General features: G+C 72.2%; 18 protein-coding genes, 2 tRNA genes and 1 pseudogene. 9 read left to right on the plus strand and 12 right to left on the minus strand.

What is annotated here, in order from left to right; genetic code table 11:
• Window positions 1-775 (minus strand): hypothetical protein (locus JJV70_RS21230; protein WP_219049648.1); only part of this gene is annotated, 775 nt, incomplete at its 3' end.
• A gap of 207 nt (window positions 776-982) precedes the next feature.
• Between JJV70_RS21230 and JJV70_RS21235 the strand changes: the two genes are divergently transcribed.
• Complete coding sequence (locus JJV70_RS21235; protein ID WP_219049649.1) at window positions 983-2,269, plus strand: adenylosuccinate synthase; 1,287 nt, start codon at window positions 983-985, stop codon at window positions 2,267-2,269.
• A 162-nt stretch (window positions 2,270-2,431) separates the two neighbouring features.
• Here JJV70_RS21235 and JJV70_RS21240 read toward each other — a convergent pair whose 3' ends face one another.
• The 7 genes from JJV70_RS21240 to JJV70_RS21270 all read right to left on the minus strand — a co-directional run bounded on the left by JJV70_RS21240 (window position 2,432) and on the right by JJV70_RS21270 (window position 8,707).
• Window positions 2,432-3,127: an alpha/beta fold hydrolase gene (locus JJV70_RS21240; RefSeq protein ID WP_219049664.1), complete on the minus strand. Its 696-nt coding sequence runs from the start codon at window positions 3,125-3,127 to the stop codon at window positions 2,432-2,434.
• A gap of 23 nt (window positions 3,128-3,150) precedes the next feature.
• The gene (gene kynU / locus JJV70_RS21245) at window positions 3,151-4,404 is read right to left on the minus strand and encodes a kynureninase (protein WP_257574341.1); all 1,254 of its coding nucleotides are present in this window, start codon (window positions 4,402-4,404) and stop codon (window positions 3,151-3,153) included.
• A gap of 106 nt (window positions 4,405-4,510) precedes the next feature.
• Window positions 4,511-5,332: a tryptophan 2,3-dioxygenase family protein gene (locus tag JJV70_RS21250; protein ID WP_257574339.1), complete on the minus strand. Its 822-nt coding sequence runs from the start codon at window positions 5,330-5,332 to the stop codon at window positions 4,511-4,513.
• Window positions 5,333-5,450: 118 nt separating this feature from the next.
• Window positions 5,451-5,864, minus strand: coding sequence for a DUF3151 domain-containing protein (locus JJV70_RS21255; RefSeq protein WP_219049651.1), 414 nt, complete (start codon window positions 5,862-5,864; stop codon window positions 5,451-5,453).
• A gap of 257 nt (window positions 5,865-6,121) precedes the next feature.
• Window positions 6,122-7,144 (minus strand): class II fructose-bisphosphate aldolase, encoded by a 1,023-nt coding sequence (fbaA, locus tag JJV70_RS21260; protein WP_219049652.1) that lies wholly within the window; start codon window positions 7,142-7,144, stop codon window positions 6,122-6,124.
• Between the two features lie 176 nt (window positions 7,145-7,320).
• Window positions 7,321-7,860, minus strand: a complete 540-nt coding sequence (gene pyrE, locus JJV70_RS21265; RefSeq protein ID WP_219049653.1) for an orotate phosphoribosyltransferase — start codon at window positions 7,858-7,860, stop codon at window positions 7,321-7,323.
• A gap of 46 nt (window positions 7,861-7,906) precedes the next feature.
• Window positions 7,907-8,707: an aldose 1-epimerase gene (locus JJV70_RS21270; RefSeq protein WP_219049654.1), complete on the minus strand. Its 801-nt coding sequence runs from the start codon at window positions 8,705-8,707 to the stop codon at window positions 7,907-7,909.
• 245 nt (window positions 8,708-8,952) lie between these two features.
• Here JJV70_RS21270 and JJV70_RS21275 point away from each other — a divergent pair, with 245 nt between their 5' ends.
• The 5 genes from JJV70_RS21275 to JJV70_RS21295 all read left to right on the plus strand — a co-directional run bounded on the left by JJV70_RS21275 (window position 8,953) and on the right by JJV70_RS21295 (window position 13,802).
• Complete coding sequence (locus JJV70_RS21275; RefSeq protein WP_219049655.1) at window positions 8,953-10,635, plus strand: FAD-binding dehydrogenase; 1,683 nt, start codon at window positions 8,953-8,955, stop codon at window positions 10,633-10,635.
• A gap of 344 nt (window positions 10,636-10,979) precedes the next feature.
• A complete protein-coding gene (rpmF, locus tag JJV70_RS21280; protein ID WP_219049656.1) occupies window positions 10,980-11,150 on the plus strand; it encodes a 50S ribosomal protein L32 in 171 nt (56 codons plus the stop codon).
• A gap of 229 nt (window positions 11,151-11,379) precedes the next feature.
• The gene (locus JJV70_RS21285) at window positions 11,380-11,991 is read left to right on the plus strand and encodes a TetR/AcrR family transcriptional regulator (protein WP_219049657.1); all 612 of its coding nucleotides are present in this window, start codon (window positions 11,380-11,382) and stop codon (window positions 11,989-11,991) included.
• A gap of 5 nt (window positions 11,992-11,996) precedes the next feature.
• Window positions 11,997-13,169, plus strand: a complete 1,173-nt coding sequence (locus JJV70_RS21290; protein ID WP_219049658.1) for an FAD-dependent oxidoreductase — start codon at window positions 11,997-11,999, stop codon at window positions 13,167-13,169.
• Window positions 13,170-13,214: 45 nt separating this feature from the next.
• The gene (locus tag JJV70_RS21295; RefSeq protein WP_219049659.1) at window positions 13,215-13,802 is read left to right on the plus strand and encodes an HhH-GPD-type base excision DNA repair protein; all 588 of its coding nucleotides are present in this window, start codon (window positions 13,215-13,217) and stop codon (window positions 13,800-13,802) included.
• Between the two features lie 172 nt (window positions 13,803-13,974).
• Here the strand turns inward: JJV70_RS21295 and ppk2 are convergent, their stop codons facing one another.
• Both ppk2 and JJV70_RS21305 read right to left on the minus strand, forming a co-directional pair.
• The gene (ppk2, locus tag JJV70_RS21300) at window positions 13,975-14,946 is read right to left on the minus strand and encodes a polyphosphate kinase 2 (protein WP_219049660.1); all 972 of its coding nucleotides are present in this window, start codon (window positions 14,944-14,946) and stop codon (window positions 13,975-13,977) included.
• Window positions 14,947-15,173: 227 nt separating this feature from the next.
• Window positions 15,174-16,445, minus strand: a complete 1,272-nt coding sequence (locus JJV70_RS21305) for a hypothetical protein (RefSeq protein WP_219049661.1) — start codon at window positions 16,443-16,445, stop codon at window positions 15,174-15,176.
• 384 nt (window positions 16,446-16,829) lie between these two features.
• Here JJV70_RS21305 and JJV70_RS21310 point away from each other — a divergent pair.
• Window positions 16,830-17,917, plus strand: a pseudogene (locus tag JJV70_RS21310) (IS110 family transposase).
• Window positions 17,918-18,244: 327 nt separating this feature from the next.
• Here JJV70_RS21310 and JJV70_RS21315 read toward each other — a convergent pair.
• Together JJV70_RS21315 and JJV70_RS21320 are read right to left on the minus strand one after the other, a co-directional pair.
• Window positions 18,245-18,317, minus strand: a tRNA-Arg gene (locus JJV70_RS21315).
• A 172-nt stretch (window positions 18,318-18,489) separates the two neighbouring features.
• Window positions 18,490-18,580: transfer RNA gene (locus JJV70_RS21320), tRNA-Ser, on the minus strand.
• A gap of 444 nt (window positions 18,581-19,024) precedes the next feature.
• On the opposite strand from JJV70_RS21320, the gene JJV70_RS21325 reads away from it, so the two are divergent.
• A complete protein-coding gene (locus JJV70_RS21325; protein ID WP_219049662.1) occupies window positions 19,025-19,447 on the plus strand; it encodes an SSI family serine proteinase inhibitor in 423 nt (140 codons plus the stop codon).
• A 459-nt stretch (window positions 19,448-19,906) separates the two neighbouring features.
• On the plus strand, window positions 19,907-22,025 hold a 2,119-nt coding region (locus JJV70_RS21330), incomplete at its 3' end, for a PAS domain-containing protein (protein WP_219049663.1).

A 22,025-nucleotide genomic window follows, 5' to 3' on the forward strand; every position in this document is an offset into this window, starting at 1 on the left:
CGGCCCGCGCCGCGACCCCGGCCCCGGCCCCGGCCCCGGCGTCCGCGCCGCCCGCGGGCGCCGGGCGGACCACCACCTCCGCCAGCCCGCCGCCCGCCGCACCGCACCCGGTGGACACCGACACCTCCGCCACCGGCCGCCCCGGCTCGGCCAGCACCACCCCGTCCGCCTCCACCCGCAGCCGGGGCAGGTCCGTGGCGGGGTCTGCCCCGTGCCGCTCCGCCCGGTCCCGCCCCCGCCACATCCGCACCGCGCACCGCCCCAGCGGACCCAGCACACCCGGCGCCCCGGCCCCGGGCGCCCGCGCGGCTTTGGCGGCCGGACGCGCCGGACTGCCGGGGGTAATGCGCACCCCGCCCAGCAGCACGGTGCCGCCGTCCTCCACCAGCAGATCCAGCGGCTGTTCCGCCCCGGCCAGCACCGCGCGTGCCGCCGCCACCGCGTTCACCGGCAGCCCGAGCCCCTGGGCCAGGCTCACCGTCCACGCCGGGCCCACCGGCACCACGCCGAGGACCACCGGCTGCGCACCGGGCAGCCCGCGCTCCCGGTGCAGCTGCTCCACCACGCCCCGCAGGGCCCGGTCGTCACCGACCACCACCGGGCGCCGCCGACCGCGCCGCGCCACCGCCCGCGCGACCTCCTCGCGCCCCCGTGGCAGACACACCTTGACGCCCACGTCTCCCGCCGAGAGCACGTCCCGGGCGATGCGCACCGCCTCCCCGTCCACGTGGCGGGCCACCGGATCGACGACCACGAGCAGGTCTGGAGCCGACACGTTCGTCCTTCCTCAGGTAATCTCTCGGTGCAAGAGCCCCTGCCGCTGTTGCGCCAGGGGCTTCGTCTATCCGGGGCACCGGTCCACGGCTCTCGTGGCCACGCCTGCGTCCGCCACGCCGCGTCACCACGCGCGACGCGGCGCGCGCACGCGTGCCTGAGCCACTTCGCACGATGGACATGCCCCGCCCGGAAGGGGTGTACGCCTGTGCCCGCGCTCGTGCTGCTCGGTGCCCAGTGGGGAGATGAGGGGAAGGGGAAGGCCACCGACCTGCTCGGTGGCTCCGTCGACTACGTCGTCCGATTCCAGGGCGGCAACAACGCGGGCCACACCGTCGTGGTCGGCGACCAGAAATACGCCCTCCACCTGCTGCCCTCCGGCATCCTCTCGCCTGGCTGCACCCCCGTGATCGGCAATGGCGTCGTCGTGGACCCGGCCGTGCTGCTGAGCGAGCTGCACGGTCTGAACGAGCGCGGAGTGGACACCTCCAAGCTGCTGCTCAGCGGCAACGCGCACCTGATCACGCCGTACCACACGGAGATCGACAAGGTGACCGAGCGCTTCCTGGGCAAGCGCAAGATCGGCACCACCGGGCGCGGCATCGGCCCGACCTACGCGGACAAGATCAACCGCGTGGGCATCCGGGTGCAGGACCTCTTCGACGAGTCGATCCTGCGGCAGAAGGTGGACGCCGCGCTCGACTTCAAGAACCAGGTGCTGGCCAAGCTCTACAACCGCCGCTCGGTCAGCGCCGAGCAGGTCGTCGAGGAGCTGCTGGGATACGCCGACCAGCTGCGCGGCTACGTCTGCGACACCACGCTGGTGCTCAACAACGCCATCGACGAGGGCAAGGTCGTCCTCTTCGAGGGCGGCCAGGGCACCCTGCTGGACGTGGACCACGGCACGTACCCGTTCGTCACCTCCTCCAACCCGACGGCTGGCGGCGCCTGCACCGGCGCGGGCGTGGGGCCGACCCGGATCAACCGCGTCATCGGCATTCTCAAGGCGTACACCACGCGCGTCGGCGCGGGCCCGTTCCCGACCGAGCTGCTGGACGAGGACGGCGAGAAGCTGCGCACCATCGGCGGCGAGAAGGGCGTGACCACCGGACGCGACCGGCGCTGCGGCTGGTTCGACGCCGTCATCGCCCGCTACGCCACCCGCGTCAACGGCCTGACCGACTTCTTCCTCACCAAGCTCGACGTGCTCACCGGCTGGGAGCAGATCCCGGTGTGCGTCGCCTACGAGGTGGAGGGCCGGCGCGTCACGGAGCTGCCGTACAGCCAGAGCGACTTCCACCACGCGAAGCCGGTCTACGAGTACCTGCCGGGCTGGACGGAGGACATCACCCAGGCCACGTCCTTCGCCGACCTGCCGAAGAACGCACAGGCGTACGTCAAGGCGCTGGAGGAGATGTCCGGGGCGCCGATCTCCGCGATCGGCGTCGGCCCGGGCCGCGACGAGACGATCCAGCTCCGCGGCTTCCTGGACTGAGCCACGAGGGGTGCTGTGTCACCGGCGCGGCCACCGGCGCGGCACCCCTCAGCACGCTGTCCCAGGGCGGGGAATCCCGCGAGCCCGTGCTGGAGCCTTCCCCACCGCGCGCCGGGGAGCGGGAGGCACGCGCCGAGGGCCGTGCCCCGGCGGGGACACACCTCACCGCCGCAGCACGTCCACCAGCACCCCGAACGCGGGCGACCCGGGAACGAACGCCGCGTAGTGCCCGTAGCCGGGCAACAGGTGCAGGCGCGCTCCCCAGTTGGCCGCGTACCGCCGCGACAACTCGACGGGCACGTCGCGATCCCCGGTGCCGTGCACCAGCTCCACCGGCACCCGGGGCAGCAGCCGCATGGGGTCCGCGTCGGCCCCGTCGAGGGGCTGGCCGTCGAGGGGCTGGCCCGCCCCGAGGAACTCCGCCACCGCACCGGAGCCGAGCCCGAGATCGGCGGCCCGGGCCAGGTCCGCGACGGGGGCGACCGCCACCACCCGGTCCGCCGCCCGGGCGCGCCGCGCCGCCGCCCACAGCGCCAGCTGCCCGCCCGCGGAGTGCCCGAGCAGCACCTTGGGCGGCCCGCCGAGGTGGTCGAGCGCGGCGGCCACGTCCTGCCCGGTGCCGGGCCAGCCGCCGCCCCCGCCCACCCTGCGGTACTCCACCAGCTCCACCGCGAACCCGTGCGCGGCGAGCGCGGCGGCGAACGGTGTGAGGTGGGAACGGTCGTAGGTCTCGCGCCAGAAACCGCCGTGCAGCACGGTGACGCGGGGCCCGCCACGGCGTCCGAAGAAGTCCACCAGCTGCGCCGGGTGCGCCCCGTAGCGCTCGGTCTCCTCCGGCGCGACGGGGGCCAGCCCCATCAGCGTGCGTTCCTCGGCGTCGCTCACCCCGCGCTCCCCGCGCCGCCGTGGTCCGCCAGCACCTCGGCCAGCGTGCGCGCCGCCCGCTCGACGTCCGCGAACGAGGTGTACAGCGGCGTGAACCCGAACCGCAGCACTCCGGGACGGCGGAAGTCGCCCACCACGCCGCGCGCGATCAGCCCGGCCATCACGGCCTCGGCGTCCGGGCAGGCGAGCGCCACCTGGCTGCCGCGCCGCGCGTGCTCCCGGGGCGTCAGCGACGTCACCCGCCCGTCCGGGACGTAGTGCTCCACGCGGCGCAGGAAGAAGTCGCTGAGCGCGAGCGACTTGGCCCGCACGTCCGCGATCGCGACGCCGTCCCACACCGTGAGCGCCGCTTCCAGCGCCAGCATGGACAGCAGGTCGGGGGTGCCGACGCGGCCTCGGCGGGCGTCGGCGGCCGGGGCGAAGTCCGGCGTCATCCCGAACGGGTCGCGGTGGGAGTGCCAGCCCGGCAGCGGCGAGTCGAAGCGGCCCTGGTGCGCGGCGCGCAGGTAGACGTACGCGGGCGCGCCGGGGCCGCCGTTGAGGTACTTGTAGGTGCAGCCCACGGCGAAGTCCACGCCGTGCTCGTCCAGCCCGACCGGCAGCGCGCCCGCGCTGTGGCACAGGTCGGCGACGAGGTAAGCGCCGGCGGCGTGCGCGGCGGCCGTGGTGCCGGGCAGGTCGTGCAGCTCGCCGGTGCGGTAGTCCACGTGATTGAGCAGCACCGCCGCGGTGCGCTCGCTGACCGCGTCCGCGAGGTCGCCGGGCGGCAGCGCGCGCACGGTGCGGCCGGTCAGGCGGGCCGCGGAGTGGGCGAGGTAGCCGTCGGTGGGGAAGGTGGCGGCGTCCACCAGGATCTCGTCCCGGCCGGTGCCGCCCGGGTCCTCGTCCGCCATCCGCACCGCGCCGACCAGCGCCTTGAAGACGTTGACCGACGTGGAGTCGCCCACCACGATCTGTCCGGGCGCCGCGCCGACCAGCGGGGCGATCCGGTCACCGATACGCTCCGGCGCCTCCCACCAGCCGGATTCCGTCCAGGAGCGGATGCGCAGCCGCCCCCACTCGCGGGCGATCACGTCCGCGACGCGGTCGGGCACCGCGCGGGGCAGGGCGCCGAGCGAGTTGCCGTCCAGGTAGACGGCGTCCCCGGGGCGGTCGGGATCGTCCAGCACGAACAGCTCGCGCCGCGCGGCCAGCGGATCGGCGGCGTCGAGCCGGGCGGCCTGCTGGGCACCCGGCTGCCCGGCGTCCAGCTGCCCGGAGCCCGGCTGCCCGGCGGCCGACTGCCCGGCCCCGGAATCGCCCGGGTACGTCACAAAGACCCCAGATGTCTCAGACGTACCAGGGGTCTCAGGCAGGTCAGACATGGCCACGCGCCGTCCACAGCTCGGGGAAGACGTTCTTGCGGGCCCGCTTCTCCAGCCAGGCGACGCCCGCGGAGCCGCCGGTACCGGCCTTGGAGCCCATCGCGCGCCGGGTGGCCACCAGGTGATCGTTGCGCCAGCGCCACACCAGCTCCGCGACCTCCGTCAGCGCCTCGCCGAGCCGCGCGGCCGGGGCGTCGGGGTCACCGGAGTACACGCGCACCCACGCCGCCTCCACCACCTCGCTGGGTTCGTAGCGCTGGGTCACGTCGCGCGTCAGCACCGCGCGCGGGATGTCCTCGCCCCGCCGGGCCAGGAAGTGCAGCACCTCGTCGTACAGGCTGGGCTGGTGCAGCGCCTTCTCCAGCTCGTCGTGGACGCGCGGGGCGCCCCGGTGCGGCACGAGCATGGACGCCGACTTCTCGCCCAGCAGGAACTCCATCCGCCGGTACATCGCCGACTGGAAGCCCGAACCCTCACCGAGCGCGGCCCGGTAGGAGTTGAACTGCGCCGGGGTCAGGTGCGCCAGCGGCTCCCAGGAGGCGTTCAGCGCTTGCAGCTCGTAGGTGGAACGCTTCAGCGCGTCCAGCGCGGTACGCAGTTCGTCACCGCGCAGCGCCTCGGCCGCCGTCTGCCACTCGTGCACGATCACGGTGAACCACAGCTCCATCACCTGGGTGGTCACCAGGAACGCCAGCTCGCCGGGGTCGTCCGTGTGCGGGTGCTGGAGGTGGGTGAGGACGTCGGCCCGCACGTAGTCCTCGTACGGCGTCGTCCCCGCGAAGTCCAGGTTGGGGGCGGCTGAGCTGTCCTGCATCGAAGGTCTCCTCGCGCTTGCACCCGGGGTCACCGGGCCTGCCGCGATCATCTCCGGCAGGCCCGGCGACGGCAAGGGCCGAGCCGGGGGACCCGGGGCTCACCCGCCGGGGCCGTGCTCAGCTCAGGGTCGCCGCCGCGGTGGGCGAGGACTCCTTCAGGAAGGTGGTGCAGCGCTCGTACTCCTCCTGCTCCCCGATCGCCTGGGCGGCGCGGGCGAGGGCGTGCAGCGCACGCAGGAAGCCGCGGTTCGGCTCGTGCTCGAAAGGCACCGGCCCGTGTCCCTTCCAGCCGCTGCGGCGCAGGGCGTCCAGACCGCGGTGGTAGCCGGTACGGGCGTAGGCGTAGGACTCCACGACGTTGCCCGCCTCGTACGCCTCGTCGGCGAGCTGGGCCCAGGCGAGGGAGGAGGCGGGGAACTTCGCGGCGACCGCGGCCGGCGCCTCGCCCCCGGCAAGCGCCTCGCGCGGCCCCGGGTCATCGGGCAGGTGCGTCGGGGGCGGCCCCCCGAGCAGATTCTCATGAATGGCCATACCCCCAGTGTGCCTTGCCACCCCTGCCCCGAGCCCCCACCGCCCCGCCACCCGCAACCAGCGCCCCGGCCAGGAGGCAACACTCCCCCGCACGCGCAGCCACCTCGCCCGCTGGCGCCGCCCGCCTCCCCCGCACCGGCACCAGCTCAGCGCACCGCACCGGCCCGGAACCGGACTCGGGGCTGGCCCAGCCAGCAGGCCGGGCCAGCCCCGAGCAGGGGTGGAGCGAAACGCCAGGGGCGGAGCCCCCGCGCGCCCTACTTCAGCTTCGTCCCCGTGGACCGCAGGTTCGCGCACGCGAGCTGCACCCGCTCGGCCATGGAGGCTTCGGCCAGCTTGCCCCAGCTGCGCGGGTCGTAGGCTTTCTTGTTGCCGACCTCGCCGTCCACCTTGAGCACGCCGTCGTAGTTGCGGAACATGTGGTCCGCGACCGGCCGGGAGAACGCGTACTGGGTGTCGGTGTCCAGGTTCATCTTCACCACGCCGTTTTCCAGCGCGGTGGCGATCTCCTGCTCCGTGGAGCCGGAGCCGCCGTGGAAAACGAAGTCGAACGGGCTCTGCTTGCCGTACTTCGCGCCGACGCCCTCCTGGAGGTCCTTCAGCAGCTCCGGCCGCAGGACGACATTGCCCGGCTTGTAGACGCCGTGCACGTTGCCGAAGGAGGCGGCCAGCAGGTAGCGGCCCTGGTCGCCCAGGCCCAGCGCCTCGGCGGTGCGCAGCGCGTCGTCCACGGTGGTGTACAGCTCGTCGTTGATCTCGTGGGTGACGCCGTCCTCCTCGCCGCCGGTCGGGGTGATCTCGACCTCAAGGATGATCTTCGCGGCGACGGCCTGGGCCAGCAGCTCCCGGCCGATCTCCAGGTTGTCGGCCAGCGTCTCGGCGGAGCCGTCCCACATGTGCGACTGGAACAGCGGATCGCGCCCGGCGGCGACACGCTCGCGGGAGATCTCCAGCAGCGGACGCACGTAACCGTCCAGCTTGTCCTTGGGACAGTGGTCGGTGTGCAGGGCGATGTTGACCGGGTACTTCGCGGCGACGACGTGCGCGAACTCGGCCAGCGCGACGGCGCCCGTGACCATGTCCTTGCTGTACTGGCCGCCCAGGAACTCCGCACCACCGGTGGAGATCTGGATGATGCCGTCGCTCTCCGCCTCCGCGAAGCCACGCAGCGCGGCGTGCAGGGTCTGGGTGGAGGTGACGTTGATGGCCGGGTAGGCGAACTTTCCTGCCTTCGCCCGGTCGAGCATCTCGTGGTAGATCTCGGGAGTTGCGATGGGCATCTGACCGCTCCTAGTGAGATGTGCGGGTGTGCGTGGGGGCCTGACCGTGGGCGACCTCGTCGTCGGACCCATCTTCCCAGAAGCTAGACGAAGCTCCAGAGGGACGGTCCGCCGGGTGGACATGCCGGAGGGCGGGGTGTTTCACGTGAAACACCCCGCCCTCGGCCGCAGCACGCTCAGCCCAGACCCAAGTCGCTCTGACTGTATGCCTGGTAGTACGGCAGCCCCGCCTTCTCCACCGCCGGAGCGGCCCCGCGCTCGACGATCACCGCGACGCCGACGACCTCGGCCCCGGCCTCCCGCAGCGCCTCGACGGCGGTGAGCACCGACCCGCCGGTGGTGGAGGTGTCCTCCACGGCCAGCACCCGGCGCCCGGCGACGTCCGGCCCCTCCACGCGGCGCTGCAACCCGTGCGCCTTGCCGGTCTTGCGCACGACGAACGCGTCCAGGCGGCGCCCGCGCGCGGCTGCGGCATGCAGCATGGCCGTGGCCACCGGGTCCGCACCGAGGGTGAGGCCGCCGACGGCGTCGTACTCCAGGTCGGCGGTGAGGTCGAGCATCACCTGGCCGGCCAGCGGCGCGGCTTCACCGTCCAGCGTGATGCGGCGCAGATCGACGTAGTAGTCGGCCTCCTGCCCGGAGGAGAGGATCACCTTGCCGTGCACCACGGCCTTGTCCTTGATCTGCCGCAGCAGGGCATCACGCACGTCGTTCATGGGCCCGAGCCTATCGAGCCCAGCTCACCTGGCCACCGGCCGCCGCTCACCTAGCCACCGGCCGCCGCCAGGACCACGTCGTACTGATCTCCAGCGGCGCGATCGGGGTGACCAGCGCCGGATGGGTGTTCAGCCCGTTGGGCGGGCCCGACTGGGGCTCCACACAGACCGCGTCCCGCTCCTCGTCGTAGAGCACCACCCACTCGGCCCGGCTGGTCACCCTGACCTCCAGCTCGCCCGGCCAGGTGAGGGTGACGTCTACACCGTCGGGCATGCCGAAGCAGTCGTCCCACGGGCGCGGCAGCGGAGCGATGCGGCGGCCGGTGGGCAGGTGATCGGCGCCGCGCTCCTCCTGCCAGCCCGGCTCGAAATCCACTTGGGCCTCTTGCCCGTCCGCGCTGAGGGTGCGGCGGAACCAGGGGTGCCAGCCCGCCTGGGCGGGGAAGGAGTCGGACGCCGTCTCCACGCCGAGCGTGAGGGTGAGGGAGCCGCCGTCCTCCGCGAGCTCGGCCAGCTGGGTGACCGTCCCGGACCACGGCCACGGGTCACCCAGCTCCCAGACGAACGCGGCGGTGCGCGCGTCCCTGCTGACGGTGCGCCAGCTCCCCTCGCGGGCGAAGCCGTGCAGGGCGTGCGGCGGATCGTTGACCGGCAGCTGATAGGTCTCGGCCCCGTCGCGGAAGCGCCCGTGGTCCGTGCGGCCGCACCACGGCACCATCACGAAAGCCGGACGGGCGAGAAGCTCGGTGCCGTCTACGTCGATGGAGGCGATCTGACAGCCGTCCGCGGGCTGGAACCGCACCTGAGTGCCCCCGGCGGTCAGCCGGACGTCGTTACGCGTGCTCACGAGGGGAGCGTAGTGCGCGCTGCTCCGGCGGTTCAGCTGGCGCGGAGACCGGTGGGCGGCACCGCGTTCCTGCCCCGGGTACGGCGGCTCGCTGCCGCACCCGACGCGCCCGCCGGACGGGGCACGGTCCGCCCGGAGAGCGGTGTGGGCGCGGAGCCCCACTCCACCGGATGCTCACGCACGGGTCTTGTCGCTCCGCCGCGCCTCGCATACGTTCGCCTCTCCAGACGCCGGGGAGGTCGCACATGAGCACACCCCACGCGGGCCGCCGCGAGGAGGCGGACGTCATCGTCGTGGGCGCGGGCCTGGCCGGGCTGGTGGCCACCTACGAACTGGCCCGGGCCGGGCGGCGCGTCATCGTCGTGGACCAGGAGAGCGAGGCCAACCTCGGCGGCCAGGCGTTCTGGTCGCTGGGCGGCCTGTTCCTGGTGGACAGCCCCGAGCAGCGGCGCATGGGCATCAAGGACTCCCCGGAGCTGGCCCTGTCCGACTGGCTGGGCTCGGCCGCGTTCGACCGCGAGCGCGAGGACCACTGGCCGCGCCAGTGGGCCCGCGCCTACGTGGACTTCGCGGCCGGGGAGAAGCGGGCCTACCTGCACGCGCTCGGGCTGCGCGTCATGCCCACGGTGGGCTGGGCCGAACGCGGCGCGGGCACGGCCACCGGCCACGGCAACTCCGTGCCGCGCTTCCACCTCGCCTGGGGCACCGGCCCGGAGGTGGTGCGCGTCTTCCGCGAACCCGTGCTGGCCGCGGCCGAACGCGGGCTGGTCACCTTCCGGTACCGCCACCAGGTGGACGACCTGATCGTGGCGGACGGTGCCGCTGTCGGCGTGCGCGGCACGGTGCTCGCCGCCTGCGCACAGCCGCGCGGGGTGGCCTCGTCGCGGGAAGCGGCCGGGGAGTTCGCACTGCGCGCGCAGGCTGTCATCGTCACCTCCGGCGGCATCGGCGGTAACCAGGCCCTCGTGCGCGACAACTGGCCCACCGGGCGGCTGGGTCCGGCACCGGCGTCGATGATCACCGGCGTCCCCGCGTACGTGGACGGGCGCATGCTGCGCATCACCGAGGACGCGGGCGGCTCGATCGTCAACCGCGACCGCATGTGGCACTACACCGAGGGCATCCGCAACTGGGACCCCATCTGGCCCGACCACGCCATCCGCATCATCCCCGGCCCGTCCTCCCTCTGGCTGGACGCGACCGGACGCCGCCTCCCCGTCCCCCTGTTCCCGGGCCACGACACCCTCGGCACGCTGCGGCACATCACCGGCACCGGGCACGACCACACCTGGTTCGTGCTCACCCGCTCCATCGTGGAGAAGGAGTTCGCGCTCTCCGGCTCCGAGCAGAACCCCGACATCACCGGCAAGGACCTGCGCCAGGTGCTCGGCCGCACGCGCCACGGCGCCCCCGGCCCGGTGCGGGCGTTCCTCGACCACGGCGCGGACTTCGTCGTCCGCCGCACCCTGCGCGACCTGGTGGACGGCATGAACGCCCTCGTCCCCGAACCGGCGCTGGAGTACGCCCAGGTGGAGCGGGAAGTCATCGCGCGCGACCGCGAGGTGGGCAACCCGTACTCCAAGGACCTCCAGCTGATGTCCGTGCGCAACGCCCGCGCCTACTGGCCGGACAAGCTCACCCGCGTCGCCAAGCCGCACCGCCTGCTCGACCCGGCGCACGGCCCGCTCATCGCCGTCCGCCTGCACCTGCTCACCCGCAAAACACTCGGCGGCCTGGAGACGACGCTGGACTCCCAGGTCGTCCGCCCCGACGGCACCCCGTTCGCCGGGCTGTACGCGGCCGGAGAGGTCGCCGGATTCGGCGGTGGCGGCGTCCACGGCTACCGCGCGCTGGAGGGCACGTTCCTCGGCGGCTGCGTCTTCTCCGGCCGCGCCGCGGGCCGCGCCCTGGCCAGGCAGCTGCCGTGACCGGCCGGTGGAAGGGCGGCCGGATGGACGCGTCCGTCCGGCGGCGGCCGGGTAGGGCGGGCATCTGGAGCGAGCGAGCCCGACGGGCTGCCAGGGCCGGGTGGGGTGTTGTCCGGAGTGCCGAAGGGCCGGAGTGCCGGTGCGCGAAGGCGCACGGGGGCTTCGGGTGGCCGGGGAGCAGTAGCGGCCCGGGCCTATCCGGTGGCCGCGCCCTGAGGTCGTACACGGCACGCCGGTGTCGCCGAGACCACAGCCGGGGCGGCCCAGCACCTGATTCCATAACGACATCCGTTTTCATATACGCTCTCCAGCGCCCCGTCCCCGAGCCACTCCAGGAGAGCCCCATGGCCGTGCCCAAGCGCAAGATGTCCCGCAGCAACACCCGTCACCGGCGCGCACAGTGGAAGGCCACCCGCCCCCAGCTCGTCCCGATCACCGTGGACGGCGCCTCCTACCTCGTCCCCCAGCACCTGGTGAAGGCGTACCAGCGCGGCCTGTTGCACCCGGAGGGCTGACTCCCCGCCACCCCACACACCTCGCATCACCGCAACGGGTGACCCCTTGACCGCGCCGCAGCCAAGGGGCCACCTGCACTCCGCACATCCGTGCCCCGCCAGATCCCGGGACGACGCCCTCCCGGACCCGGCGGGGCACACCCTTGCCGGGCGCACCGCGAGCGCCGTACAGTGGACACACCACTTGGGCAATTGCCCAAGGCGAACGCCCAACCACGCTGGAGCCCGCATGCCTGCCTCCCGTCCCGCGCCCGCCTCCGCTGACCGGGGCCGGGAGGTGCGCCAGCGCCTGCTCGCGGCAGCGGCCGAGCTGATCGCGGAACGCGGGTGGGCCGCCGTCAGCACGCGGATGGTCGCCGAGCGCGCGGGTGTGGGCGCGGGCCTCGTTCACTACCACTTCGCCTCACTGCGAACCCTGCTGTCCGAGGCCGCCCTGACCAGCGTCAGCGGCCTGGTCACCGAACTGCCCGCCCTGCTCGCCGACGCCCCGGCGCTCGACACCGGTCTGCACCGCCTGCTCGGCGCACTCGACGGCTACTCGGGCACCGACACCACCTCACTCCTCTTCAGCGAGACCTACCTCGCCGCCGCCCGCGACCCGGACCTCGCCCAGCGCCTCGCCACCGTCCTCACCGATGCCCGCGAGCGCGTCGCCGACTGGCTGCGCGGCCACGCCGTGCCCGACCCCGAGCAGACCGCCGCCGTGCTCACCGCCGCGCTCGACGGCGTCATGCTGCACCGCCCGCTGGACCCGGGCCTGACGTCCGCCACCGTCGCCCCCGTCCTGCGTCGCGCCCTCCTCCACCCCACCCACCACTCCTCCCACACGGAAGGCAGGTGACCCTCATGCCGAAGGCCGTGATCTGCGGCGCGGGCATCACCGGACTCGCTCTCGCCCACCAACTCGACACCACCGGCTGGGACGTCGTCGTCCTGGAAAAAGCCCCCGCACCCCGGCCCCAGGGCTACATGATCGACTTCTTCGGCCCCGGCTACGACGCCGCCGAGGCGATGGGCGTCCTGCCCCGGCTGCGTGAGCTGAGCTACACCGTTCAGGAGGCCGCCTACGTGGACGCGCACGGCCGCCGCCGCGCCGGTCTCGACTACGCCCGCTTCTCCCGCTCCGTGGGCGGCCGCGTGCTGAGCATCATGCGTCCCGATCTCGAACAGGCGCTGCGCGAGCACCTGAGCGCCGACGTCGAGCTGCGCTTCGGCACCTCCCCCACCGCCGTCGAGGACACCGGCGACACCGTCCACGTCACCCTCACCGACGGCACCGTGGAGCGCGCCGACCTGCTCGTCGGCGCCGACGGCGTCCACTCCACCGTGCGCCGCCTGGCCTTCGGCCCCGAACACCAGTACCTGCGCCACCTCGGCTTCCACACCGCCGCGTTCACCTTCGAGGACCCCGAGCTGCACGCCCGCCTGGGCCCCCGCTTCACCCTCACCGACACCGTGAACCGCCAGCTGGGCTGCTACGGGCTGCGCGATGGCCGCGTCGCCGCGTTCGCCGTCCACCGCACCCGCGACACCGCGCTCCCCGACGACCCCCGGGCCGCCCTCCGCCGCGCCTACGGCACCCTCGGCTGGGCGGTGCCCCGCGCGCTGGACCGCTGCCCGCCCGCGTCGGACCTCTACTACGACCACGTCGCGCAGACGCTCGTCCCGCAGTGGACGCGCGGCCGTATCACCCTGCTCGGCGACGCCGCCTACGCCGTGTCCCTCCTCGCCGGCCAGGGCGCCTCACTCGGCGTCGCGGGCGCCACCCGGCTGGCCCACGAGCTGGCGGCCACCCCCGACCTGCCCACCGCCCTGGCCCGCTTCGAGCACACCTGGCGCCCCACCATCACCCACCGCCAGCACGTGGCCCGCCGCACCGCCCGCTGGTTCCTCCCCGCCTCCCGCCCCCAACTCCTGCTCCGCCGCCTCTTCCTCCACGCCACCGCGCTCCCCGCCGTCGCCAACCGCCTCACGAAGTCGATCGCGGGCCAGCCGGTCTCCGGGGTTACCCCCCACTGACGAGGCCCGCGTGCGCCGAACCGCCCACCGCGCGATCATCGGTACATGACCACCGAGCTCCACCTGGCCCAGCAGCCGGAGGCCGACGCCCTGCTCAGCCGCAGCCCGCTCGCCGCCCTCATCGGCATGCTCCTGGACCAGCAGATCCCCATGGAGTGGGCCTTCACCGGCCCCCACACCATCGCCGAGCGTCTGGGCACCGACGACCTGGACGCCCACCAGATCGCCGCCTACGACCCGGAAGCCTTCGCCGACCTCCTCGCCACCACACCCGCCGTCCACCGCTACCCAGGTTCCATGGCGAAGCGCGTCCAGCAGCTGTGCCAGTACCTCATCGACCACTACGACGGCGACGCCTCCGCCGTCTGGCGCACCGCCACCACCGGCCAGGAGCTGCTGAAACGCCTGAACGCCCTCCCCGGCTACGGCAAGCAGAAGTCCCAGATCTTCCTGGCCCTCCTCGGCAAGCAGCTGGACGTCACCCCCGACGGCTGGCGCGAAGCGGCGGGCCCCTACGGCGAGGAAGGCTCCCACCGCTCCGTGGCCGACATCCACGACCCCGAGTCCCTCGCCAAGGTCCGCGCCTACAAACAACAAGCGAAGGCCGCCGCGAAAGCAGCCAAGTCCCCCTGACTCCGCCCCGTTGGCGTCACAGCTCAGCCCATGTCACCCCCGCACGGGCACGCCCGCGCACGCGTGCGCGAAGCCGGCATGGCAGGGCCGCCGCACGCTCAGCGGGTTGCGCCCACCGGACTCCCAGACTCATGAAGCCCGAGGCTAGGGAAGCAGGTTTCGACGAGAAGCCTCAGGGGTGGGCGCCGGGGCCGTTGCCGGGGCCAGCGAGCTGGGTCGGGGAGAGAGTGGTGACGTCCTCGCCCTCTTCCAGCAGCGTTCTGGCCGGGCCGATGATGAGTGGGTCCGCCTCACCGACGGCGTCCGGGTCCTTGCTGCCGTAGTCGCACAGCAGCAGGAGGTGGCGTATCGCTTCCAGCCTGCCGCGCCGCTTGTCGTTGCTCTTCACCACCGTCCAGGGCGCGTGGGTGGTGTCCGTGACCCGGAACATATCGACCTTGGCCCGCGTATAGGCATCCCACAGGTCCAGGGATGCCATGTCCGTGGGCGACAGTTTCCACTGCCGGACAGGGTCAACCTGCCGGATAGCGAACCGGGTGCGCTGTTCACTGCGGGAGACGGAGAACCAGAACTTCACCAGCAGGATGCCGTCCTCGGTGAGCATCTGCTCGAACAGCGGTGCCTGCTGGAGGAAGTGCTCGTATTGCGCCGGGGTACAGAAGCCCATGACACGCTCCACACCGGCGCGGTTGTACCAGGAACGGTCGAAGAAGACGATCTCCCCGGCGGAGGGCAGATGCGTGACGTACCGCTGGAAATACCACTGGCCGGCCTCGCGCTCAGTGGGCTTCTCCAGCGCCACCACACGGGCTCCGCGCGGGTTGAGACGTTCGGTGAACCGCTTGATGGTGCCGCCCTTGCCCGCGGCGTCCCGCCCTTCGAACAGGATGATGACCCGCTGGCCGGTCTCCCGCACCCACTTCTGGAGCTTGAGCAGCTCGATTTGCAGGATGCGCTTCTCCCGCTCGTACGCCTTGCGCTTGAGCTTGCTGCTGTAGGGATAGTTCTCCTGCCACGTCTTGACGGGCTGCCCGTCCGCGTCCAGGAGGATGGGCTGCTCGGGCCGGGCGTCGTCCACCTGCAACCCGCGCAGCAGCCGCTCTTCCGGATCGACGTTGCGCTCCACGTTGACACCCTGCCCCATCCCGGCTCCCTTTTTCTCCCCGGCTCCGCTGGCACTCTTGCCCCGCAACCCCGCGACCACACCCTGGCCGCCAGCCGCCTACCCGTGGTCCCTCCACACCTGCCTCGTACGCCTCACCCCATCAGGCTTGCGCCCACGTCCGGTGACGCACCCTTGACCCGCAGCTGAGCGCCGCTTCGGAGCGGGAGGTAGCCCGGAGGTGCGTCTCGGGCCACCCCTGCCACCCCTCAGGGAGAAACGTCTATAGAGAAGACGACCCGATCGCCCGAGGAGGGGTTGATTGACTCGTTCAGCCCCCACAGCCGACCCCATTGAGGAGCCCAGGACAAGTTCTGGGTCAGGCGTGGCGCCATGGTGAAAACGTGTGGCTCGTCTCCCGGTTTCGCGTAGTGAATACAGCTATAGGCCAAGGGGCTGCTCGCAGGCACGTCGCTCCAGCCGTCAGGACATCGTCCGGCCATGTAGAAACGGCCGTTGCCATCTGCGGCGACTCCCTGCATCGACCACACCGGTGTGGTGTAGGCCGACCAAGCCTTAGTACTTCCGATCTGGCTTCCGTCGTCTGCCCGAGGGAGTGCCATTGCGGCGTTGAGCGGCCACCGGATGATGCGACCACCGGCTTTATCGGTTCGGAATTCGCCGGAGACCAGAGTGTCAGTTTTCGCGCCTTGACGATCAAGGCTCAGCGAACTGAGGCAGACCACTTCGCCGGTTCCAGGGGTACATTTGCGGGGGTTAGCGTCGGCCGTCCCTGTCCAGTAGCGGCCGATCAAGGGCATCGCCCACTGGTGCCAGCGAGCCGAGGAGGAGGCTCCCTTGACCCCCACCTCACCGGATATGGTGTTCACCTTCCAGAGGTGACGCATGTCGTAAACAAGCAGTTCGCCGCCATTGGCGACGAACAGCCGTTTTCCGTACCACACCATGCCGTCCGCATGGATGTTGGGTGTGGGCATGAAGGAACCGTTGTCCGTGGGGGTGACTAGGAACACATGACCATAACTGACAGTCCTGTTATTGTTTTCGACAATGGAGACGCGAGCATACTCGTCTTTACTACCATCGACGCCATGGAACCACGAGGCCAGGTATAGATGGTGACCGTTGTAGGTCCCCCCGGGCGTAGCGTCATGACTTGCCGTCAGCCCTTGAGGCATCCACCCCCCTTGCTCGCTGTCATAGTTCGAGGTGGTGTCATCGGTGCGATCCCAACAGAAGCCGTCGGGGATGTACCGGGAGTTGAGCTTGGTCGGGTGACAGGGGTCGGGAGAGCCCCGGTGTTGTGCGGACTGCGCCACGGAGAGTGGTGACACCTTGGTCACGGTCTTCGTGCGCTCCACTGCCGCCACGGCGTTCTTCAGGTCTGCCCAGACAGCGTCCGTGGTCTTCAGCCGGAACTTGTCGTAGGTCTGCCGGGGCAGGGCGGTCAACGGAGTCGCCGCAGAGGCGCTCGGAGCGGTGATGAGGTTACCGACGAGCATGGCGAGGGCGACGAACAAGGCCCCCAGCACCCGTGAGCCGGGTGTGTTAACTCTCTTTGGGGGGATCCCCAGTCTGAACAATGTCACAGCAGCTTCATGGGGCCTGGGAACCTTGGTCAACGTTCTCCCCTTCGCTCGATCGCCTCCGCCACACCATCTCACCTACCTCTGACAGTGATCATGTGAGTGGTGGTTCTGCTGATGAGACTGACTCGCCCTCTGACTGACGTCGTTGACTGTCCTGTTTGGGATTTGTCGGCTCGTCGGCGGGGCCACCACGCACGCGGCCGGACGGGCGCTTGTGACCTCATAGGAGCTTGGTCGAGAAACCCCGTCACTGTCTTGTCCACCCGCCCGACCGGCGCGTGCCGCCCTCGGCTCGGACAAGCAGCAAGGACGGACATGACCAGCATGACGCACGACGGCCCGGAGATCACCGGCGGAGTCGACACCCACGGCCTGACCCATCACGCGGCCGTGATCGACCCGCTCGGCCGACACCTGGCGGACCGGGAGTTCGCCGCGACCGCCCGCGGTTACCGGGACCTCCTGGACTGGACGCGCGCCCACGGCACGCTGACCGTGGTCGGTGTGGAGAGCACCGGAGCCTACGGGGCCGAACTCGCCCGGGTCCTGACGGCGGCCGGTGTCACGGTCATCGACGTCGACCGGCCGGACCGCAAGACGAGGCGGATGAAGGGCAAGTCCGATCCGATCGACGCATACGCGGCCGCGACGGCCGTGGCCTCCGGACGGGCCACCGGCATACCGAAAAGCCGGGACGGCGTGGTCGAGGCCGTGCGGGTGTTGCGGGTCGCGCACCGCAGCGCGGTCAAAGCGCGCACCCAGGCCATGAACCAGATCCGTAACCCGCTGGTGACCGCCCCGGCGATGCTGCGTGAGCAGGTCGCGGACCTGGACCGGGCCGCCCTGATACGCACCCTGGCCCGGCTGCGGCCCGGCGACGATGTGTCCCGTCCCCTGGCGGCGACGCGGGCTTCGCCGCGGCGTCTGGCCCGCCGCTACCAGGCGATGGAGGTGGAGATCGCCGAGCTCGACACCGAGATCGGCCCCCTGGTCAAGCAGGCGGCCCCGGCCCTGCTGGAACTGTTTGGTGCCCGGACCGGAGACCGCCGGCCAACTGCTGGCATCAGCCGGAGACAACCCCGAGCGCCTGCGCTCGGGAGGGGGCATTCGCGCACCTGGCCGGTGTCGCCCCGATACCGGCCTCCTCCGGCCGCACCCACCGCCACCGCCTCAACCGCGGCGGCGACCGGGCCGCCAACAACGCCCTGCCCACCATCGTGCTGATCCGCATGCGCTACGACGCACGCACCCGCGCCTACGTCGAACGCCGCACCAAGGAAGGACTGTCCAAGAAAGACATCATGCGCTGCCTCAAGCGATTCGTCGCCCGCGAGATCTACCGCGCCCTGACCAGCACACCAACCGAACGCATCACCCAAACCGACCTCGCTCCTGCGGATTGACATCCATAGGAGCATCTCTCAGGTGGGGGACGAAGACGATCGCCTACAGGTACGGTGCCGATGGCACGACAGCTGTGAAGGGGTGGTGCTGGGGTCGTTTGGACTGTGTGGTGCCGATGCTTCAAGCGTGCAGTGAGCACCTCAAGGAGAGCTCGAACGGGCAGGTGCGGGCTGCTCTACCCAAAAGACGGCCCCGGCACCCGGATGCGGTGATCTAAAGCCGGGCCGGTGAGAGGGTAGCGCTGACGCGGCGGCTGCTGTACTTCGCTGCTCGCAGACACGAAGAAGCCCCCTCTGGAACGATCCCGAGGGGGCTTTGAGCTGATGCGCGCTCGGCAGGATTCGAACCTGCAACCTTCTGATCCGTAGTCAGATGCTCTATCCGTTAAGCTACGAGCGCTTGTTCCGGTCCCGGTGGGTTCCCGCCGGGGCGGCGTTGCGGGGACAACATTACATGACCTGCGGCTAGGGGCGAAATCCGTTCACGACTCCCCCTCTGAGCTGCGGAAACACGCCGAGAACGCGAAAGCCCCCGCCACGCGGCGAGGGCTTTGGTGATCTTGACGATCGAGCGGAGGCTGAGGGATTTGAACCCTCGATGGGGTGATAGCCCCAAACCGCATTAGCAGTGCGGCGCCATAGACCAGACTAGGCGAAGCCTCCCGACACTCCGCGGGGACGCGGGGTGTGCGCAGATGATGGCACAGCCGGTGGGGCTGCTGCCAATCGCCGCCCAGAGTACCCGGGCGGCGGCGCGACGAGCAAAGCGCTTCGGTGCCCGGCGAAGGGCTCCGGTGGGGGTGGTGTTCCCGGTGAGTGTGGTGCCCCGGGACGTGAGGGGGGCGGTGGTGCTCGGCGAGGGGTGAGGGGCCAGGCGGCCGTGGTGCTCGGCGAGCGGTGACGGGTTCCGGTGGCCGTGGTGCTCCCGTGGAGTGCGGTGCTCGCGGAGCCAGGGCGGGGCCAGCCCGTGGGGTGGGTTTCTCAGCCCGGCGGGGGCGGCTCCCTCGTCCCTTCGGGTGCCGTTCCTCCCGGTTGCGCTACCACGGGGGAGGTGGAGCGTTAAGGGTGTGGGGTCGTTTTCGGACTCCACACATGAGGGAGCGTTCCATGTTGCGTCGTACCGCCACCGTTGTCGGTCTCACTGCCGCGCTCGCCGCCGTGAGTGGGGCACCCGCGCTGGCCTGTCCGCCACCGGCGAAGGCCGACCGGCTCGTCATCACCTACCAGGAGTCGCCGACCGCGCCGGTCGAGCGCTTCGTGCTGGAGTGTCACCCGGCGGGTGGGAATCACCCGCAGGCCAAGGAGGCGTGCGCGGCCGTGGAGCGGGCGTCGGGGGACCGGGCGGCGCCGAGCGTGTGGGAGCCGGTGGGTGAGCACCAGATGTGCACGCAGATCTACGGCGGTCCGCAGACGGCGCGGATCACCGGGGAGTGGCGCGGGCGCGCGGTGGATGCCCGGTTCAGCCGGGACAACGGGTGTGAGATCCACCGGTGGGAGCGGCTGACCCCGGCACTGCCCGAGGTGCGCTGAGCAACGGCCCGCCCCTGGTCGCCGGAGCCGCTCACTGGCGGAGTGCGCTCACTGGCGGGCTCGCGCTCACGGTCCGCCCGGGGGTCGCTGACCGGTTGCTCGGCGTGCGCTGACCCCGTTGGGGGCACCCTGCGCCGGGTAATATCCGCATTACCCGGATGTACCGAGAGTGGTTGGGCATGTCCGCATCCGGGAGCGCCGCGAGTCGGCGATCTGCGGCTCAGGAGGGGCGATTTCATCCGGCCTGGGTGGGTGGCAGCGGCTTCGTGTGGGGTTCGCAGGGGGTGCGTGTGGGCTTCGTACGGACTTGCCCCGGTGTTGACGTCGGCGGAATCTCCCAGGCTTCGCGTCCGCTCTGGCGCGGTGGTTGGCTCCCCGTAGACTCCCTGGGGTGACCCGCCCGGACCACGCCGACCGACGGCTCGGGCTTCCACAGGCACTGCAGGGAGGAACGCCGACGTGAGCAGCAGGCCGTCCCGAGGCGCTGCTCGCCTCGCCGCCATACTCGACGCGCTGCCGGACGCGCTGCTGCTCGTCAACGCCAACGGCACCGTCGTGAACGCCAACAGCATCGCCCTGGAGGTCTTCGAGACCCCGGGTACCGCGCTCGTCGGACGGGGGCTGCTCGACCTGCTGCCCGCCTTCGACTCCAAGCGCATCCCCGGGTCGATGCGCCGGCCCGACGAACAGGTGGAGGGGCGGCAGCCACCCACGCGCATGATGGCGCGCCGCACGAACGGTGACGCGTTCCCCGTCGAGGTGACGAGCGCGAACCTGGCGGACGGACGCACCCCGTACGAGTCGTCGTTCGAGGCGGCCTACGCCGACCATGGCAACTCCTACACGGGCAACGAGCTGCTGATGCTCGTCGTGCGTGACCTCACCGGCACGCTGGACACCGAGGCCGAGCTGGCCCGGCAGCAACGGCAAACGGAGATGATCCTGCGCGCGGCGGCCGAGGGCGTCATCGGGACGGACACCGAAGGCCGCGTCGTGCTGGTCAACCCGGCGGCGGCCACGATCCTGGGCTACCGCGCCAGTGATCTGGGCGGTCAGGAGCTGCACCCGCTGGTGCACCACTCGCGCCCGGACGGTTCCCCGCTGCCGTACGACGAGACGCCGCTGGCCGACACCCTGCGTTCGGGCCGCAAGCACCGGGTACGCAACCAGGTGCTGTGGGCCAAGGACGGGCGCGCGGTGCCGGTGGACATCACCACGGCTCCGGTCCGCGACGGCGATCAGCTCGTCGGCGCCGTCCTGACCTTCACCGACCGGCGTCCCCTGGACTCGCTGACCGCCCGGCACGAGCAGCTGCTCGCCGTCGTGGACGACGCCCTGCGGGGGCCGCTGGAGGAGCTGCGCCGCGAGCTGGGCGGGCTGGCCGCCGACCCGGCCGGGCAGCTGTGGCCGGAGGCGAACCAGGTCCTGCACCACCTGTCCGCCGGGTACACGCGGATGACGACGCTCGTCGACAACGTGCTGGGCTTCCAGCGGCTGGAGACGGGCCGGGACAAGCTGGAGCCGCGACAGGTGGCGCTGGACGCGGTGGTCTCCGCGGGCGTCGAGGGCGCGATCGAGCTGATCGGGCCGGGGCGGGCGCAGTTCGCGGTGCACGCGCCGCCGGTGCAAGCCGTGGTTGACCCGGAGCGGCTGGCGCTGGCGCTCGCGCACCTCATCGCGGACGTCGCCGGGGTGGACGCCACCGGGAACGCCGTCACGCCCGGCGGCGGCTCCGGGGACTCCACGATCGTCGTCGCGGCGGCCAAGCGCGGTGGGGAGGAGCCCGTCGCCCGCATCGAGGTGCGGGGACCGTACGGGGGTGGCAGCCCGGTGCACCAGCCGGTCGTGCGCGGTGTCGTGCGGCTGCACGGCGGCGTGTTGCAGACGCACGAGCTGCCCGGTGCGTCCGGTGGCAGCGCGTTCGTGCTGGAGGTACCACTCGGCGAGGTGGACGAGAGCCTGACGCCGCCACCGCCAGCCACGGCGGACAAGCCGGAGGCGGAACCGGAGCTCGCGGACGGCGGCGAGCCGGAGGCGCCCCGGGCCGGACAGGAGGACGCCGGGCACCCGGACGCCGGGCGGGAGGACGCCGGGCACCCGGACGCCGGTGCCGCCCGCACGGATCTGGTGCCCGCGCCGCCGACCGGACGGCGGGCCCGCCGCGCGCTGGGTGCGCCCACCGGGGAAGGCGCGGAAGCCGACGCCACGGGGCTCATCCCCGAGCAGGCGGCCCCCGGCACGGGCCGACGTGGCCGCCGCGCCAAGCCCGCCCCCGCAGGTGAGGGCACGCCGGACGCACCGCGGCGGCGCACCCCGTTCGCGCTGCCGCCCGCCGACGCCGACCGGAGCCCCGCGCCGCCGCAGCCCCCCGCCGAACTCCACCCCGGCTACCCCGTGCCCGGCGCTCCCGTACCACCGCAGGGCTTGGCGACTCCCGCCCCGGGCCAGCCACCGCACCCCCAGCCGGGCACGCCGGCCCACCCGGACGCCCCCGCCACCCCGGCCCCGCCCGGCGCCCCTGGCGCGCACGCCGACCCCGGCCCCCACGCCGACCCGGAGGCCCCGCACCCACCCGGCG

Origin of the sequence: Streptomyces sp. JJ66 (assembly GCF_019303495.1) — a bacterium.
Classification (GTDB): domain Bacteria; phylum Actinomycetota; class Actinomycetes; order Streptomycetales; family Streptomycetaceae; genus Streptomyces.